This is a genomic window from Lachnoclostridium sp. An169, from assembly GCF_002160525.1.
Lineage (GTDB): Bacteria > Bacillota > Clostridia > Lachnospirales > Lachnospiraceae > Mediterraneibacter > Mediterraneibacter cottocaccae.
Window position 1 is genome coordinate 263750 of sequence record NZ_NFKT01000001.1, and the last position, 15803, is coordinate 279552.

A 15803-nucleotide genomic window follows, 5' to 3' on the forward strand; every position below is an offset into this window, starting at 1 on the left:
AGACCAAGGAGGGAAGTATAAGAAAATGACAAAGAAAAACAGGCTGCTGATATGCTCGCTTTTCATGTGCATGGCTCTGGCTGTACTGCCGGGCATGAAGAGCAGCGCGGAGGAGACAACAGGGGGGACTTCAGAAGCAGCGGCAGAAAATCAGGACGAGAACAGCCAGCGTCTTGAAGAAGTAACAGGAATGGATGAAAACGCCAATATTTACGAGATTGAAGATACCGAAGGCGTTGTTGACGAGAGCCAGGAGAACGGAATTGCAACTTTTGCAAGAGCGGTGCCGGGTCCCCAGGTAGTCAACTTCAAGACAAAAACGGTCAGTAAAAACACCGAGTATACGGATACTGCAACGGGAGATACCGGGTACACGAACGGTTCCTACGGGGCAGATGCCGCATATCTGGGGATGAGCGGCGGCAAGGTAAAGTTTATGCTCTCCGGAGTGGTAGGACTTGTGGATGCCGGTGAGGTTCAGATTGTAGATCTGTCCGAAGCAAAAAGCGTCAGCCATTACATGGTATCAAACGGAAAACTTGTCCACTACATTTCACAGAACCTGAATGAGGAGACGACATCCGCCATCACCAATGGTCCGGCGCCGTCTTATCTTCAGTCCGGCACTACATATTACAGCTATGACGGACATTATTTCTACACAGATTACGCGACCATGCTTTCCGATTACCAGAACGGTGTGAGAACCAACTCTGTGAATCCGGGAAATCCTTACTATAATTATTATCAGTATCTCCCGCTTCGCAGCCGTTCGATTTACAACGCGGACAGTCTGAATTCAGTGATAAGCAGCAAGACCGGTTCGGGTTCCGTGCTCCGGAATATCGGAACGTATCTTGTACAGTACCAGGACACCTATGGGGTTAATGCCCTGCTGACACTGAGCATCGCCGCAAATGAAAGCGGCTGGGGGACAAGCAGTATCAGCCAGAACAAGAACAATCTGTTCGGGCTCAATGCAGTGGATTCCTCACCGGGGCAGAGCGCAAATTATTATTCCAGCGTGGAACAGTGCATCAGTGAGTTCATGGGGAACTATATGTCGGCAAAATATCTGAATCCGAAACAGTGGCAGTATTTTGGCGGGTTCCTCGGCAACAAGGCCAGCGGAATCAACGTGAAGTATGCCTCCGACCCGTACTGGGGCGAGAAGGCCGCGTCCATTGCATGGACACTGGACGGTCTGGGAGGAAACGCGGACAACGGAAGATATACCATCGGCATCAAGGAAGGCAGCTCCACGGTCAATGTGCGCAGCGAGGCCACTACGTCCTCCGCTGTACTGTATAAAACAGGAAGCCATCTGACCCATGCGGTTCTGATCCTGAGTACAGAGACGGAGAACGGGTTCTACCGGATTCAGAGCGACGGTGTTCTCAATGCAGAACGCAGTTCTCTGGCCTCGGCGTGGGAATATGATTTTGACAGTATGTATGCATACATTTCTGCAGATTACGTGAGCGTGGCGAACACCGGCACCGTGGAGGAGCCGAAACCTGCGGAACTTACCGGAATTACGATTGCACAGGCTCCGGCAAAGACGGTCTACACAGAAGGGGAGACCCCGGACATGACCGGTATGCAGGTGACAGCTCAGTTCAGTGACGGCACGGAGACTGATGTGACTGCGGATGTGACTTATCCGACAGAAGCTCTTACAGCCGGAACAACGGTGATCACGGTTTCCTACACAAAGGACGGTGTCACAGTCAGTGCAGATCAGGCGGTTACGGTGAATGCAGCGGAAGTGCCGGTGGAGGAACCGGATACACCGGGTGAAGATGCTGATGCGGCAGAAGAGCCTGCAGATGAGCCTGCGGCAGAAGAACCGGCGGATGAGCCGACAGCAGAGGAACCTGCGGATGACACGACAGCAGAGAAACCGTCTTCCGACATCCCGTCATCAGAACAGCCGTCAACGGACGAACCGGCGGCGGACGAGCCTGCGGCAGATTCGACAGTAACGGAGAAACCGTCGGTCGATACCCCTGCGGAGAAGCCGTCAGCGGATGTCCCTGCAGATGAGCCGACAGCAGAAGAACCTGCGGATGACACGACAGCAGAGGAACCGTCTTCCGATATTCCGTCATCAGAACAGCCGTCAGGGAATCATTCAGTATCCGATACACTGCCTGCAGATACCCCGTCAGCAGATACATCGGCGGGAGATGCATCTTCAACGGATACTTCCACGGATTCTGCGTCAGACGGAAACACTTCGATGAGCGGAGAGACCGCAGCGGTTACAGCAGAAAAGACAATCCTGGATGCGGCAACCGGTATCCGCATCAGCGGCAGTCTTTCCGGAGATGCAGCAATATCGATTCAGGCTTACACGAAAGAAGGAGAGCGGTACGCCCGGCTGGTGAAGCCGGTGAGCGGAAAGACGATCCTGGGTGTGTATGATCTGACACTTACGGGAACCATGGACGGAAACGTTCAGATCAGTTTCCCGGTAGACAGCAAATATGAAGGCAGGAAGGTAACTGTCCTGCACTATACTGATACAGATACCTATGAGACATATAAGGCAACGGTGGAGAATGGAAAAGTAACGGTTACGACCAAAGGATTCTCACCGTATGTGATTGCGCTGGAGACGGGCGGAAGCCAGAACCCGGCGCCCAAGACCGGGGATTCGGCGGATTTAAGCCTCTGGGCTGCGCTGATCGCGGTTTCCGGAGTACTGCTGGCAACATCGGCAGTCACCCGAAGAAGACAGAGATAAATGAATCTTTGACAAAGAAATAGCTTCCGGACGGAAAGATATTTATCGACTAAGATAAGGACCCGGCACATCATGACAGGATATTGCTCACTGCTTAAGGCTGCGCTTCGCTTGCATGCGCTGTTCGCAACACCTGTCATGATGTGCCGGGGTTCAGGTCGGCAGGTATATCTTTCTATCCGGAAGCTTTTATTATGTCAAAAACACAATTTATCTGCCGGAAGAAAAATTGTGTTTTCGGTAAAGTATAACCTCACGCTGGAAAGAAAACCTGCCGGTCTGTATCCTGTCTGCGGACGCCCGGGCGTACACCGTAGTCGTATTTTCTTTCCGGTGTGAGGTTATCCCTGTACCGAAGATTCATTGTTCTGACAGATTCAGGGAGAGGAGGTCGGTGATTCTGGCGATGCGTACTTTCGCGTCGGGTACCTCCCCGAAACCGTATTCCGCGAAGATGAAGGGAACCCCTGCGTCGCGGCAGGCGTCGGCGTCGCCCTGGGTATCCCCTACGTAAACCACATTCTTCAGGTGATTCCGCTCCATGAGAGTGCGGATGGTCACGGATTTTGGAGCCTGGGTTTCGCCGAAGCAGAGATGGTCTGTGACAAAGGGGGAGAGCCCGCAGGTTTTTAACAGTACTTCAATATAACCTTTCTGGCAGTTGCTGGCAATGAAAAGAGGGTATTTTTCAGAGAGCGCCTTCATTGTCTCGAAGACACCTTCGTAGAGTTTGCCCGGCTTTTCTTCCAGATAGCGGTTCTCATAGTCGAAGCAGACTGCGAGCAGTTCCATGCGTTCTTTTTCCGGAAGCATGTAAAAAAGAGCATCGGCGATCTCGTTCATGGTTTTTCCGAACAGACCGCTCAGGACCGGTCCGTCAATAACCAGATCCAGGGACGAATGTTCACGGACTGCCAGATTCCATGATTCCGCTACGGAATCCGTAGAGTCCCAGAGTGTACCGTCAACGTCAAATATAATTCCATCTGTCATTCCATCCATAGTGCAGTATCTCCTTTACAATTGTATTCTTGTTTTCCTGTTTTTTCAGCCTAACAATCATAACATAAAATCGAGCTTTTAAAAAGACGGATTTTAGTGTATACTCGTAAGGTAGGCCGGAAGACAGGGCAAGCTTCTGGAAGCGGGCCCGGAGAATGGAGGCAGTTATAGACTATGAGAGAGAAAATTGTGCTGATAGACGGACACAGTATTTTAAACCGCGCGTTTTACGGGGTGCCTGACCTGACAAACTCGGAGGGACTCCACACAAACGCAGTATATGGATTCCTGAATATTATGTTCAAGATTCTGGATGAGGAGAAGCCGGAGTATCTGACCGTGACTTTCGACGTTCATGCGCCGACGTTCCGCCACGAGATGTTTGCGGATTATAAAGGCACGAGAAAGCCCATGGCGGAGGAGTTAAGGGAGCAGGTTCCGGTGATCAAGGACGTGCTGAAAGCCATGAACATCCAGATCATCGAGAAAGCGGGGCTGGAGGCGGATGACCTCCTCGGGACGATCTCCCGTCTGTGCGAGGAGAAGGGGATGGACGTAGCGGTGATCTCCGGTGACCGGGATACCCTGCAGCTTGCGACGGAACATGTGAAAATCCGGATCCCCAAGACGAAGCAGGGAAAGACCGAGATCGAGGATTATCTGGCAAAGGATGTGGAAGAGCGTTACGGCGTGACGCCGAAAGAGTTTATCGATGTGAAGGCGCTGATGGGTGATACGTCGGACAATATCCCCGGAGTGCCGGGAGTCGGAGAGAAGACGGCGACGAAGATTATCCAGGAGTACAAGACTATTGAAAATGCATACGCGCATGCAGACGAGATCAGGCCGCCCCGGGCAAGCAGGAATCTGAAGGAATACTGGGATCAGGCAAAGATGAGCAAGGCGCTTGCCACCATCGAGCTCCATGCGGATATTGATTTTGATGTGGAGAAGGCGCGCTGCGGTAATCTTTATACAGAGGAAGCCCATGAGATGTTCCAGAGGCTTCAGTTCAAGAACATGCTCAGCCGATTTGACACGAAAGTATCGGAAAATGATATCGAGAAATATTTCCGGGAGGTGCAGACCCGGGAGGAGATCGACCAGGTGTTTGCCGAGGCGGAAAAGGCAGAGTGCGTGGGAGCGGCATTTTCAAAAGATGCGGGAAATGTCCTGCCCCTTTTTGCCCACGCTTCGGGGTATGGGAGAATCGCCCTGGCCTTTGGAGCGGAGCAGATCTGTTCCATTCCATGCAGCATGGATGCGGATATGGAATATCTGATGGGGAAACTCTCTCATCTTGCGGGAAACGTGAAATGTTTTTCTGTATGCGGGCTGAAAGAGGTGCTTTCTTATCTGCCTGACGCCCGGCGGGAGAACAGTTTTGACCCCATTGTGGCGGCGTATCTGCTCAATCCCTTAAAGAGCGACTACGAGTATACTGATGTGGCGAGGGAACAGCTCAGTCTGCTGGTGGATGAGAAAAACGACGAGGTTTCCAGAGCGTGCTATGAGGCGTATACCGCATATGCCTCGGTTTCCCCTCTTCTCGAGAAGCTTGGGGACGCCGGGATGGAACGGCTCTTCCGGGAGATTGAGATGCCGCTTCTGTTCACCCTCCACGGGATGGAACAGGCGGGGATCCGGGTTGAGGCGGACCAGTTAAAAGAGTACGGGGAACAACTGGGAGAGCGAATCGCGGAACTGGAAAAAGAGATCTACGGGATGGCGGGAGAGGAGTTCAATATCAATTCTCCCAAGCAGCTTGGGGTGATCCTTTTTGAAAAGCTTGGGATGCCTCATGCGAAAAAGACGAAGACCGGATATTCCACAGCGGCGGATGTTCTGGAAAAACTGGCTCCGGACTATCCTGTTGTGGCGAAGATTCTGGATTACCGTCAGCTTGCCAAGCTCAAATCCACCTATGCGGACGGGCTTGCGGTATATATCGGAAGCGACGGGCGCATCCACGGGAAGTTCAACCAGACCATCACAGCGACGGGAAGAATCAGCAGCACGGAGCCGAATCTGCAGAATATCCCGGTGAGAATGGAGCAGGGAAGGCTGATCCGCAAGGTATTTGTGCCGGCGGACGGGTATGTGTTCGTGGATGCGGATTACTCCCAGATCGAACTGAGGATCCTGGCTCACTGTTCCGGGGATGAGCAGCTCATTAATGCCTACCGGGAGGCAAGGGATATCCACCGGATGACGGCATCCCAGGTGTTCCACACGCCTTTCGACCAGGTGACGGATCTCCAGAGGAGAAACGCCAAGGCGGTCAACTTCGGAATTGTGTACGGCATCAGTTCCTTCGGGCTGAGCCAGGACTTAAGCATCACACGGAAAGAAGCTTCCGAGTATATTGAACACTATTTTGCCACCTATCCGGGAATCAAGAAATTCCTGGACGACTGCGTGTCGCAGGCAAAAGAAAAGGGATATGCGGTGACGCTTTACGGCAGGCGCAGGCCGGTGCCGGAACTGAAGTCCAGCAATTTCATGCAGAGAAACTTCGGGGAGCGCGTTGCCATGAATGCGCCTATCCAGGGGACTGCGGCGGACATTATCAAGATTGCCATGATCGGCGTGGATGATGAACTGAAGAAGAGAAAGCTGAAGTCCCGTCTTCTCCTGCAGGTTCACGATGAACTTCTCATCGAGGCGGAGGAGTCCGAGGTGGAAGAGGTGAAAGAAATTCTGAAAGATCAGATGGAACACGCGGCGGACCTGTCGGTTCCCCTGATTGTAGACATGCATACCGGAAAGAGCTGGTATGAGGCGAAGTAGAAATCAGCGAAAACAGCAGAGTGTGAAAGCAGCGGAATATGGAACTATAAGGGCGTGAAAGCAGCGGAATACGGAAAAAGAGGAGAGCGAAGGATGAAAGTGCTTGGAATCACGGGGGGCGTGGGATCCGGGAAAAGTGAAGTACTCACATACCTGGAAGAAGCGTACGGCGCAGTGGTCTGCCAGATGGATAAAGTGGCGCAGGAACTGGAAAAAAAGGGAACGCCGTGTTTTCAGAAGATTGTGGAAACGTTCGGCGCGGAGATGATCGGGGCGGACGGGGAGCTGGACCGGCGGAAACTGGGTGCCCTGGTCTTTGCCGATGGGGAGAAACTGGCCCTTCTCAACCGGATTGTCCATCCTGCGGTTCTGGAATGGGTCAGACAGGATATCGAAGAGAAAGAAGAAGAGGGAAAGCAGCTCTACGTGGTGGAGGCTGCCCTTCTTCCGGAAGTCGGCGGAGAAATCTGCGGGGAGATCTGGTACATATATGCGGACCCGCAGGTGAGAAGAGAGCGGCTTAAGGCTTCCCGCGGCTATTCGGATGAGAAGATCGCGGACATGATCCGCTCGCAGCCGTCGGAGGAAGCGTTCCGGCGGATCAGCACAGCGGTGATCGACAACAGCGGATCATTAGAAAATACAAAGAGACAGATAGGAGACAGACTATGAGAATGTGCAGCATTGCCAGCGGCAGCAGCGGCAACTGTATCTATGTGGGGAGCGACGACACGCACCTGCTTATCGATACGGGGATCAGCAAAAAGCGAATTGAGGAAGGGTTAAAGGAACTGGAGATCAAGGGAGAGGAGATCGGAGGGATCCTGATCACCCACGAGCACTCCGACCACATTCAGGGACTGGGCGTCTTCAGCCGGAAATATGAGCTTCCGATCTATGCCACGCCGGGTACGATTGAGGGAATCTTAAGCTATTCCGGTCTGGGAAAGCTGCCGGAAGGACTGCTTCACCCCATCCACACGGACGAACCCTTCATGATCGGGGATATCCGGGTGAACCCGTTTGCCATCTCCCATGATGCCAACGAGCCTTCCGGCTACCGGTTGGAATGCGGGGAGAAATCCGTGGCTGTGGCAACGGACCTGGGGAAATACGACGAGTATACGGTGGAACATCTGAAAAATCTGGACGCCGTGCTTCTGGAAGCAAACCATGACATCCACATGCTGGAGGTGGGCGCCTACCCCTATTACCTGAAGCAGCGTATCATGGGAGACCGGGGGCATCTGTCAAATGAATTGTCAGGGCGGCTCCTTTGTGATATACTACATGATAATCTGAATCACATTGTGCTGGGACACTTAAGTAAAGAGAACAACTATGCAAAGCTTGCCTATGAGACGGTGAGGCTTGAGGTTACGCTTGCGGACAATGATTACCGGGGAGAGGATCTGGACATGTTTGTGGCAAAGCGGGATGCTGTTTCGGATATTATTACAGTTTGAATTTGCTGTTTGACATTCAATCGCAGGAGGAAAGAAAAGATGAAGAAATGTATTGTTACGGTGCTTGGAAAAGACAAAGTGGGGATTATCGCAAAGGTGTGTACGTATCTGGCGGAGAACGGGATCAATATCCTCGACATTTCCCAGACAATCGTGCAGGGATACTTTAACATGATGATGATCGTGGATGTGACGGACATCAAAAAAGATTTCGTTGTCATCTGCGAGGAGATGAAGGCTCTCGGCGAAGAGGTGGGCGTGAATATCCGCTGCCAGAGGGAAGATATCTTTGAGAAGATGCACAGACTGTAGATATGATATAGTAAAGAATTGTGAGGATACAGACTATGATAAATATGTACGAAGTGTCAGAGACAAACAAGATGATCGAACAGGAGAACCTGGATGTGCGCACCATCACTCTGGGAATCAGCCTTCTGGACTGCATCGACTCCGACCTGAAAGAACTGAACCGTAAAATATACAATAAAATCACGACTCTTGCGAAAAATCTTGTCTCAACCGGACAGGATATCGAGACAGAGTTCGGAATCCCGATCGTCAATAAGAGAATCTCCATCACCCCGGTGGCAATTGTGGGCGCGGCGGCATGCCGGACCCCGGAGGACTTTGTGGAGATTGCAAAGACTCTCGATGCAGCCGCACTGGAAGTGGGCGTAAACTTTATCGGAGGTTATTCCGCCCTTGTATCGAAGGCCATGACCCCGGCAGATGAGATGCTGATCCGTTCGATTCCCCAGGCGCTTGCCGTCACGGAGCGGGTATGCAGTTCCATCAATGTGGGATCTACACGGACGGGAATCAATATGGATGCGGTGCGCCTTAGCGGCGAGATTGTGAAGGCTACGGCGGAGGCGACAAAGGAGAGAGACTCTCTGGGATGTGCAAAGCTGGTGGTGTTCTGCAATGCGCCGGATGACAATCCCTTTATGGCAGGCGCATTCCTTGGCGTTACCGAGGCGGATGCGGTGATCAACGTGGGCGTCAGCGGCCCGGGCGTTGTGAAGAAAGCCCTGGAGAAAGTGAGAGGAAAAGGCTTCGAAGAGCTCTGCGAGACGATCAAGAAGACGGCTTTCAAGGTGACCCGTGTGGGACAGCTTGTGGCGGGAGAGGCTTCCCGGCGTATGGGAATCCCCTTCGGCATCGTAGATCTCTCCCTTGCCCCCACGCCGGATGTGGGTGACAGTGTGGCGGAGATCCTGGAAGAGATCGGACTGGAGCGGGTGGGCGCTCCGGGAACAACGGCAGCCCTTGCCCTGTTAAATGACCAGGTGAAAAAGGGCGGTGTTATGGCATCCTCCTATGTGGGCGGCTTAAGCGGGGCTTTTATCCCGGTAAGCGAGGATCAGGGAATGATCGACGCGGTTTTGGCCGGATCCCTCACCCTGGAGAAACTGGAAGCCATGACCTGTGTGTGCTCGGTAGGGCTTGACATGATTGCAATCCCCGGAAAGACATCCGCGAGCACCATTTCCGGCATCATTGCGGATGAGATGGCAATCGGCATGGTGAACCAGAAGACAACGGCGGTCCGTCTGATTCCGGTGATCGGGAAAGATGTGGGCGATACGGCAGAGTTTGGCGGCCTTCTTGGATATGCGCCGATTATGCCGGTCAACGAGTTCGGCTGTGAGACGTTTGTGAACCGGAAAGGAAGAATTCCGGCGCCGATCCACAGCTTTAAGAATTAGGAGAAGAACAGCATGGGAAAAGTGGCAATCGTAACAGACAGCAACAGCGGAATTACGCAGAAGAGAGGAAAAGAACTGGGAATTTATGTGCTCCCGATGCCGTTTTTTATTGACGGGGAGCAGTATTTTGAGGACATTACTCTGACACAGGAACAGTTTTACGAGAAGCTTCAGGCAGATTCGGATATTTCCACATCCCAGCCGTCCCCTGCGGCTGTCATGGAACTGTGGGAGAAAGTGCTCCGGGATTATGACGAAATCGTATGTATCCCCATGTCGAGCGGGCTGAGCAGCACGTGCTCCACAGCGCTTTCCATTGCCGCAGAGTACGGCGGAAGGGTAGAGGTGGTCAATAATCAGAGGATTTCCGTGACACAGGAGCAGTCCGTGTATGATGCGATGTATCTTCGGGATCAGGGCAAATCCGCCCGGGAGATCCGGGAGATTCTGGAGCGTGAGAAGATGCAGGCGAGCATCTATATCACAGTGGATACCCTGAAATATCTGAAGAAAGGCGGAAGGGTTACGCCTGCCGCAGCTGCCATAGGAACCGTTCTGAACTTAAAGCCGGTTCTGCAGATCCAGGGGGAGAAGCTGGACGCCTATGCAAAGGTGAGAGGGTGGAAAGCTGCCAAAAAAACAATGCTTTCCGCCATTGAGAAGGACCTTTCCGGACGCTTTGCAGAGGTGAGAGACCAGATGGTTCTGGGAATGGCCTACACCTGTTCCGCCGAACAGGCGCAGGAGTGGAAACAGGAGATTAAGGAGCATTTTCCCGGGTATGATATTGTGGAAGGTCCCCTTTCCCTGAGTGTTGCCTGCCATATCGGTCCCGGCGCCATGGCAGTGACCTGTATGAAGCGGGTGCAGGGATAAGAAGTACAGTCTCAGATCTTCAGAACCGCCTGCCTGTACTCGTTGCGGTACGCGGTGCGGAACTTATCGGTGACCACGGACATGTAGAGGTTAGAGGCGAGAATATCATTGCGAAGCATACGTTTCCCTGTTTCTGGGAGAGCGCCGCTGTCGGAGAGGCGGATGACCAGAGGCAGGGAACTTTTTTTGGCAATGGCGGGAATCAGCCGTTCCTGATCCTTCCGGAAACCGAGGAGCCGTGCGTAAAAATGCCGGCCGCTCTCCGTGTATTCATTTACGCTGCTCTTTTTCAGCCCCAGCATGATGTGCAGAAGGGCCCGGTTGATCCGTGTCTGCGTGACCTCTTTCGTCTTGAGAAGTTCACAGAACTGCCGGTAATTGAAGAAATTGTCAAGCTTGGCACAGATTCTGGCAGCCAGCTCTTCCGAGACATCCATGTAGAGGGAGAGAGTCTCCGGATGTTTGTTGAGAAGCTTGTATTTCAGGAGAAGGGAAAAGTCGTTTAAGTAGACCGGGTACAGCACTTTATGGTAATCTTTCAGCAGCTCCAGGCAGCAGGCAGGCACCTGCCCTTCCAGGTCTGCCATGATATCGGAAAACGACGCATCCTCAAAGGAGGGCGTCCGGTCTGTCTGCAGGGAGGAGACAGAGTGCGCCAGGAGGGAGCGGATGGCGGAGGCGGAGCTGTAGCTGCCCCCTGTGAAGGTGCGGTCGTGGTAGTGGGATCCCCGGCGCCGGATGGTGTACGGGATGATGGGGCTTCCCAGTTTTTTCAGCGCTTTCAGATACTCGATCCCCAGGATGTTGTTGGGATCGCCCAGAAGGGTGCTTCCTGAGGAGTCGCCCAGATATTCCGAGAGCGCGCTCTGCCGTGCGGCAGGGAAGGATTTCCCGCTTTTGAGATGGCTCCTGAGCAGACTGCGGTATTCTCCCGGCTCTTCAGAAAGAACGGAGGCGGCTTTCTCCAGGGCGGAGAGATCTCCGCATTCACTGCCGAAACAGAGAAAATCGACGATGCCCAGACGGTCCAGCAGGGAGACTGCTCCGAGAGCGAAGAGCTCCGCGCTGCCGGTGGCATAGCACAGCGGCAGTTCAAAGACGGCAGCAGCGCCGCACTTGAGCGCCATCTCCGCGCGGAGACGTTTGGGCATGATGGCAGGGGTTCCCCTCTGGACATAGTCGCCGCTCATGACGACGACGGCGGCATCCGCCCCGGTCCTCCGTTTTGCCTCTTCAATATGGTAAAGGTGTCCGTTGTGAAACGGGTTGTACTCTGTGATCAGTCCGACAATTTTCATAGCAGTCTCCTTGTATATCAGTTTCTACCATATTATACTATAAAAAGACGGTTTCAAACAGATAAAAATATGTAAAGAAGGTGCAGTCATGGAACAGAACAGAAAACTGGATGCTGAGCGGACCGAAGAACTGCTGGAACAGCATGCGTTCAAAAAACTGAAAGAAGAGCTGGAGTCGGTTCACCCGGTGGATATCGTGGACATGCTCGACGAGCTGGACAAAAAACAGCGGACTCTTGTCTTCCGGCTTCTGGCAAAGGAGGAGGCGGCGGAGGTCTTTACAGACATGGACAGCGACATGCGTGAGGACCTGATCAATTCTCTGACCGACTCCGAGCTGGAGGAAGTCATGGAGGAAATGTATGTGGACGACACGGTGGATGTTCTGGAAGAGATGCCTGCCAATGTGGTGGACCGTCTGCTCATGGCTACGGATGAGGACACAAGGAAGAAGATCAATGCCCTGCTCCAGTACCCGGAGGACAGTGCCGGAAGCATCATGAACGTGGAATATATCAGCCTTCGCCGGGAGATGACGGTGGCGGACGCCATCCTGAAGATCCGCCAGGTCGGCATCAACAAGGAGACCATCTACACCTGCTATGTGACAGAGAAGAAAAAGCTGATCGGTATGGTGGATGTAAAGGATCTTCTCACCGCCGGGGAATCCAGAAAGATTGAGGAGATCATGGACGACAACGTGCTGTATGCACGCACCCTGGACGACCAGGAGCAGGTGGCCAACATGATCAACAAATACGGGCTTGTGGCCATCCCCATCATCGACCACGAGGACTGCCTGGTGGGAATCGTCACGGTGGACGACGCCATGCTTGTCCTCCAGGATGAGACTACGGAAGATATCAGCATTATGGCCGGTGTCAGCCCCAACGAAGACTCCTATTTCGGAACCAGTGTATTCCGCCATGCATGGAACCGGACGCCATGGCTGATGGTGATGATGCTTTCCGCCACTGTGACGGGAGAGATCCTGGGTTATTACGAGAATGCCATGGCGGTGATGCCGGTGCTGATCACGTTTATTCCCATGCTGATGGGAACCGGCGGAAACTGCGGATCCCAGAGTTCCACACTGGTAATCCGCGGGCTTGCGGTGGGGGAGATCGAATTCGGAGATGTTCTGAAGGTTATTTTTAAGGAAATCCGGGTTGCCCTTATCGTCGGAGTGCTCCTTGCCGTGGTAAACGGGATCCGGATCTATATCATGTATGATCAGAATATCCTCCTGGCGGCGGCTCTGGGGATCACCATGATCGCCGTGGTCGCCATGGCAAAATGCATCGGCTGCATCCTTCCTCTGCTGGCAAAGAAGATGGGACTGGATCCTGCCATCATGGCGGCGCCGCTGATCACCACCATCCTGGATACCTGCACCATCCTTGTATATTTTAATATTGTGACGGCTTTTTTCCATATTTAAAGGAATTGAAAGGGCGCGTCCGCATTGGAAGTATGCGGAACCGGATGCTCTGAATGAAAGAAAAATGAAAGATTGTTTATTTTGTAACAATCATATAAAAAAGCAATGAAATTTTAGCGATTGTATTTGAAAATGCACATAGAATCCTCTTGTATACAAAAAACCATTGAGTTATAATAAAACAAGTGATAAAAATGAAAGGTGGCTATTAAGATCATGGGATTTATTGATGAAATCAAGGCTAGAGCAAAAGCGGACAAAAAGACGATTGTTCTTCCCGAGACAGAGGACGAAAGAACATATAAGGCTGCGGAGACAGTCTTAAAAGAGGGAATTGCAGACCTGATTCTTGTGGGAAGCAAAGAGGAGATCGAGAAGAACAAAGGAAACTACGACATCTCCGGAGCAGCGATTGTTGATCCGGCGACGAACGACAAGACAGAGGCGTACATCGCAAAACTGGTTGAACTCAGACAGAAAAAAGGCATGACAGAAGAGCAGGCGAGAGAACTTCTTCTCACCAATTACATTTACTACGGTGTAATGATGGTAAAGATGGGCGATGCAGACGGAATGGTATCCGGAGCATGCCACTCTACGGCAGATACGCTTCGTCCGTGTCTTCAGATCCTGAAGACGAAACCGGGCACAAAACTGGTATCCGCATTCTTCCTTATGGTTGTTCCGGACTGTGAGATGGGCGACCACGGTACATTTATTTTCGGCGATGCGGGACTGGAGCAGAATCCGGATCCGGAGAAGCTGGCGAACATCGCGATCTCTTCCGCAGAATCCTTCCGTATCCTGACAGGACACGAGCCGATTGTGGCAATGCTTTCCCACTCTACAAAGGGAAGCGCAAAGCACCCGGATGTAGACAAAGTTGTAGAGGCGACGAAGATCGCTCACGAACTGGATCCGGAACTGAAACTGGACGGAGAGCTGCAGCTTGATGCGGCTATCGTTCCGGAAGTCGGAGCTTCCAAAGCACCGGGCAGCACGGTTGCAGGACATGCCAATGTACTGATCTTCCCGGATCTGGATGCGGGAAATATCGGATACAAACTGGTGCAGAGACTCGGAAAGGCAGAGGCATACGGACCGCTTACCCAGGGAATTGCAGCTCCGGTTAACGACCTTTCAAGAGGATGCAGCGCAGAGGATATCGTAGGTGTCGTTGCGATCACTTCCGTACAGGCTCAGGCACAGAAATAATTTCTAGGAGGAAAGAAAATGAATGTATTAGTAATTAACTGTGGAAGCTCTTCTCTGAAATTCCAGCTCATCAATGCGGAATCAGAAGAAGTACTGGCAAAAGGTATCTGCGAGAGAATCGGAATCGACGGACGCCTTACCTATCAGCCGGCAGGCGGGGATAAAGAGAAATCAGACAAGCCCATGCCGACCCATACAGAGGCAATCCAGTATGTAATCGAAGCCCTGACCAATCCTCAGACCGGCGTGGTGAAACACCTGGATGAGATCGGTGCAGTGGGCCACCGTATTGTACACGGCGGAGAGAAATTCGCTTCTTCTGTTGTGATTACAGACGAGGTGAAGAAGGCAGTGGAAGAGTGCAACGAGCTTGCTCCGCTTCACAACCCTGCGAACCTGATCGGTGTTGAGGCATGTGAGAAGCTGATGCCCGGAACTCCGATGGTGGCTGTATTCGATACGGCATTCCATCAGACGATGCCGGCGAAGGCTTATATGTACGGACTTCCGTATGAGTACTATGAAAAATATAAAGTAAGACGTTACGGCTTCCACGGCACAAGCCACAGCTTTGTATCCAAAAAGGCAGCGGAAGTAATGGAAAGACCGTATGAGGATCTCAAGACGATCGTATGCCACCTCGGAAACGGATCCAGCGTTACGGCTGTACTGAACGGAAAATCCGTGGACACTTCTATGGGACTTACTCCTCTTGAGGGCCTGGTAATGGGTACCCGTTCCGGAGATATCGATCCGGCGATCATGGAGTTTGTCGCACAGAAAGAAGGTCTGGATATCGAGGGCGTTATGAATGTTCTGAACAAGAAATCCGGTGTGTTCGGACTTTCCGGCGGACTCTCCAGCGATTTCCGTGACCTGACAGATGCCATGAATGCAGGGGATCCGAAGGCGAAGATCGCCATGGATGTATTTTCCTACAGAGTGGCAAAATACATCGGTTCCTATGCGGCAGCCATGAACGGCGTGGATGATATCGTATTTACGGCAGGAATCGGCGAGAATGACGACTATGTAAGAGAGCAGGTGTGCAGCTACCTCGGATACCTGGGCGTTGACTTTGACGCTGAGAAGAACAGCGGGCTCAGAGGAGAGTTGGCAGAGCTTACAAAACCGGGTTCAAAAGTAAAAGTATTCGTTATTCCGACCAACGAAGAGCTCGCCATCGCAAGAGAGACACTTGCACTGGTGAGAAAATAGAAAGTCTTTTTCGATTTTCTGGTTGACAAACGAAAA

Annotated in this window: 12 protein-coding genes; 10 read left to right on the forward strand and 2 right to left on the reverse strand. The window is 52.4% G+C overall.

Features of this window, described 5'->3' with window-relative positions:
- Positions 1-25: 25 nt before the first annotated feature.
- Positions 26-2749 carry a glucosaminidase domain-containing protein gene (locus tag B5F07_RS01195; protein WP_087159445.1) on the forward strand — a complete coding sequence of 908 codons (2724 nt, stop codon included), beginning with the start codon at positions 26-28 and terminating at the stop codon, positions 2747-2749.
- A 360-nt stretch (positions 2750-3109) separates the two neighbouring features.
- Here B5F07_RS01195 and B5F07_RS01200 read toward each other — a convergent pair whose 3' ends face one another.
- Positions 3110-3751 (reverse strand): HAD family hydrolase, encoded by a 642-nt coding sequence (locus tag B5F07_RS01200; protein WP_242972384.1) that lies wholly within the window; start codon positions 3749-3751, stop codon positions 3110-3112.
- Positions 3752-3925: 174 nt separating this feature from the next.
- Here B5F07_RS01200 and polA point away from each other — a divergent pair, with 174 nt between their 5' ends.
- From polA to B5F07_RS01230, 6 genes are all read left to right on the forward strand, one after another.
- On the forward strand, positions 3926-6541 hold the full coding sequence (polA, locus tag B5F07_RS01205) for a DNA polymerase I (RefSeq protein ID WP_087159446.1): 2616 nt from the start codon (positions 3926-3928) through the stop codon (positions 6539-6541).
- 93 nt (positions 6542-6634) lie between these two features.
- Complete coding sequence (coaE, locus tag B5F07_RS01210; protein ID WP_087159447.1) at positions 6635-7213, forward strand: dephospho-CoA kinase; 579 nt, start codon at positions 6635-6637, stop codon at positions 7211-7213.
- Positions 7210-8007, forward strand: a complete 798-nt coding sequence (locus tag B5F07_RS01215; protein WP_087159448.1) for an MBL fold metallo-hydrolase — start codon at positions 7210-7212, stop codon at positions 8005-8007. Before coaE ends, B5F07_RS01215 begins: the two co-directional genes overlap by 4 nt.
- Positions 8008-8046: 39 nt before the next feature.
- Positions 8047-8319 carry an ACT domain-containing protein gene (locus B5F07_RS01220; protein ID WP_087159449.1) on the forward strand — a complete coding sequence of 91 codons (273 nt, stop codon included), beginning with the start codon at positions 8047-8049 and terminating at the stop codon, positions 8317-8319.
- A 35-nt stretch (positions 8320-8354) separates the two neighbouring features.
- A complete protein-coding gene (locus tag B5F07_RS01225) occupies positions 8355-9719 on the forward strand; it encodes a PFL family protein (RefSeq protein ID WP_087159450.1) in 1365 nt (454 codons plus the stop codon).
- A 12-nt stretch (positions 9720-9731) separates the two neighbouring features.
- On the forward strand, positions 9732-10595 hold the full coding sequence (locus B5F07_RS01230; protein ID WP_087159451.1) for a DegV family protein: 864 nt from the start codon (positions 9732-9734) through the stop codon (positions 10593-10595).
- A gap of 11 nt (positions 10596-10606) precedes the next feature.
- On the opposite strand, the gene B5F07_RS01235 is transcribed toward B5F07_RS01230, so the two are convergent.
- Entirely contained in the window at positions 10607-11893 is a 1287-nt protein-coding gene (locus B5F07_RS01235) for a nucleotidyltransferase (protein WP_087159452.1), read from the reverse strand.
- A gap of 88 nt (positions 11894-11981) precedes the next feature.
- On the opposite strand from B5F07_RS01235, the gene mgtE reads away from it, so the two are divergent.
- The 3 genes from mgtE to B5F07_RS01250 all read left to right on the forward strand — a co-directional run bounded on the left by mgtE (position 11982) and on the right by B5F07_RS01250 (position 15767).
- Positions 11982-13334, forward strand: a complete 1353-nt coding sequence (mgtE, locus tag B5F07_RS01240) for a magnesium transporter (RefSeq protein ID WP_087159453.1) — start codon at positions 11982-11984, stop codon at positions 13332-13334.
- A 216-nt stretch (positions 13335-13550) separates the two neighbouring features.
- Entirely contained in the window at positions 13551-14549 is a 999-nt protein-coding gene (gene pta / locus B5F07_RS01245) for a phosphate acetyltransferase (RefSeq protein WP_087159454.1), read from the forward strand.
- A gap of 18 nt (positions 14550-14567) precedes the next feature.
- On the forward strand, positions 14568-15767 hold the full coding sequence (locus B5F07_RS01250) for an acetate kinase (RefSeq protein ID WP_087159455.1): 1200 nt from the start codon (positions 14568-14570) through the stop codon (positions 15765-15767).
- The last annotated feature ends 36 nt before the right edge of the window (positions 15768-15803 follow it).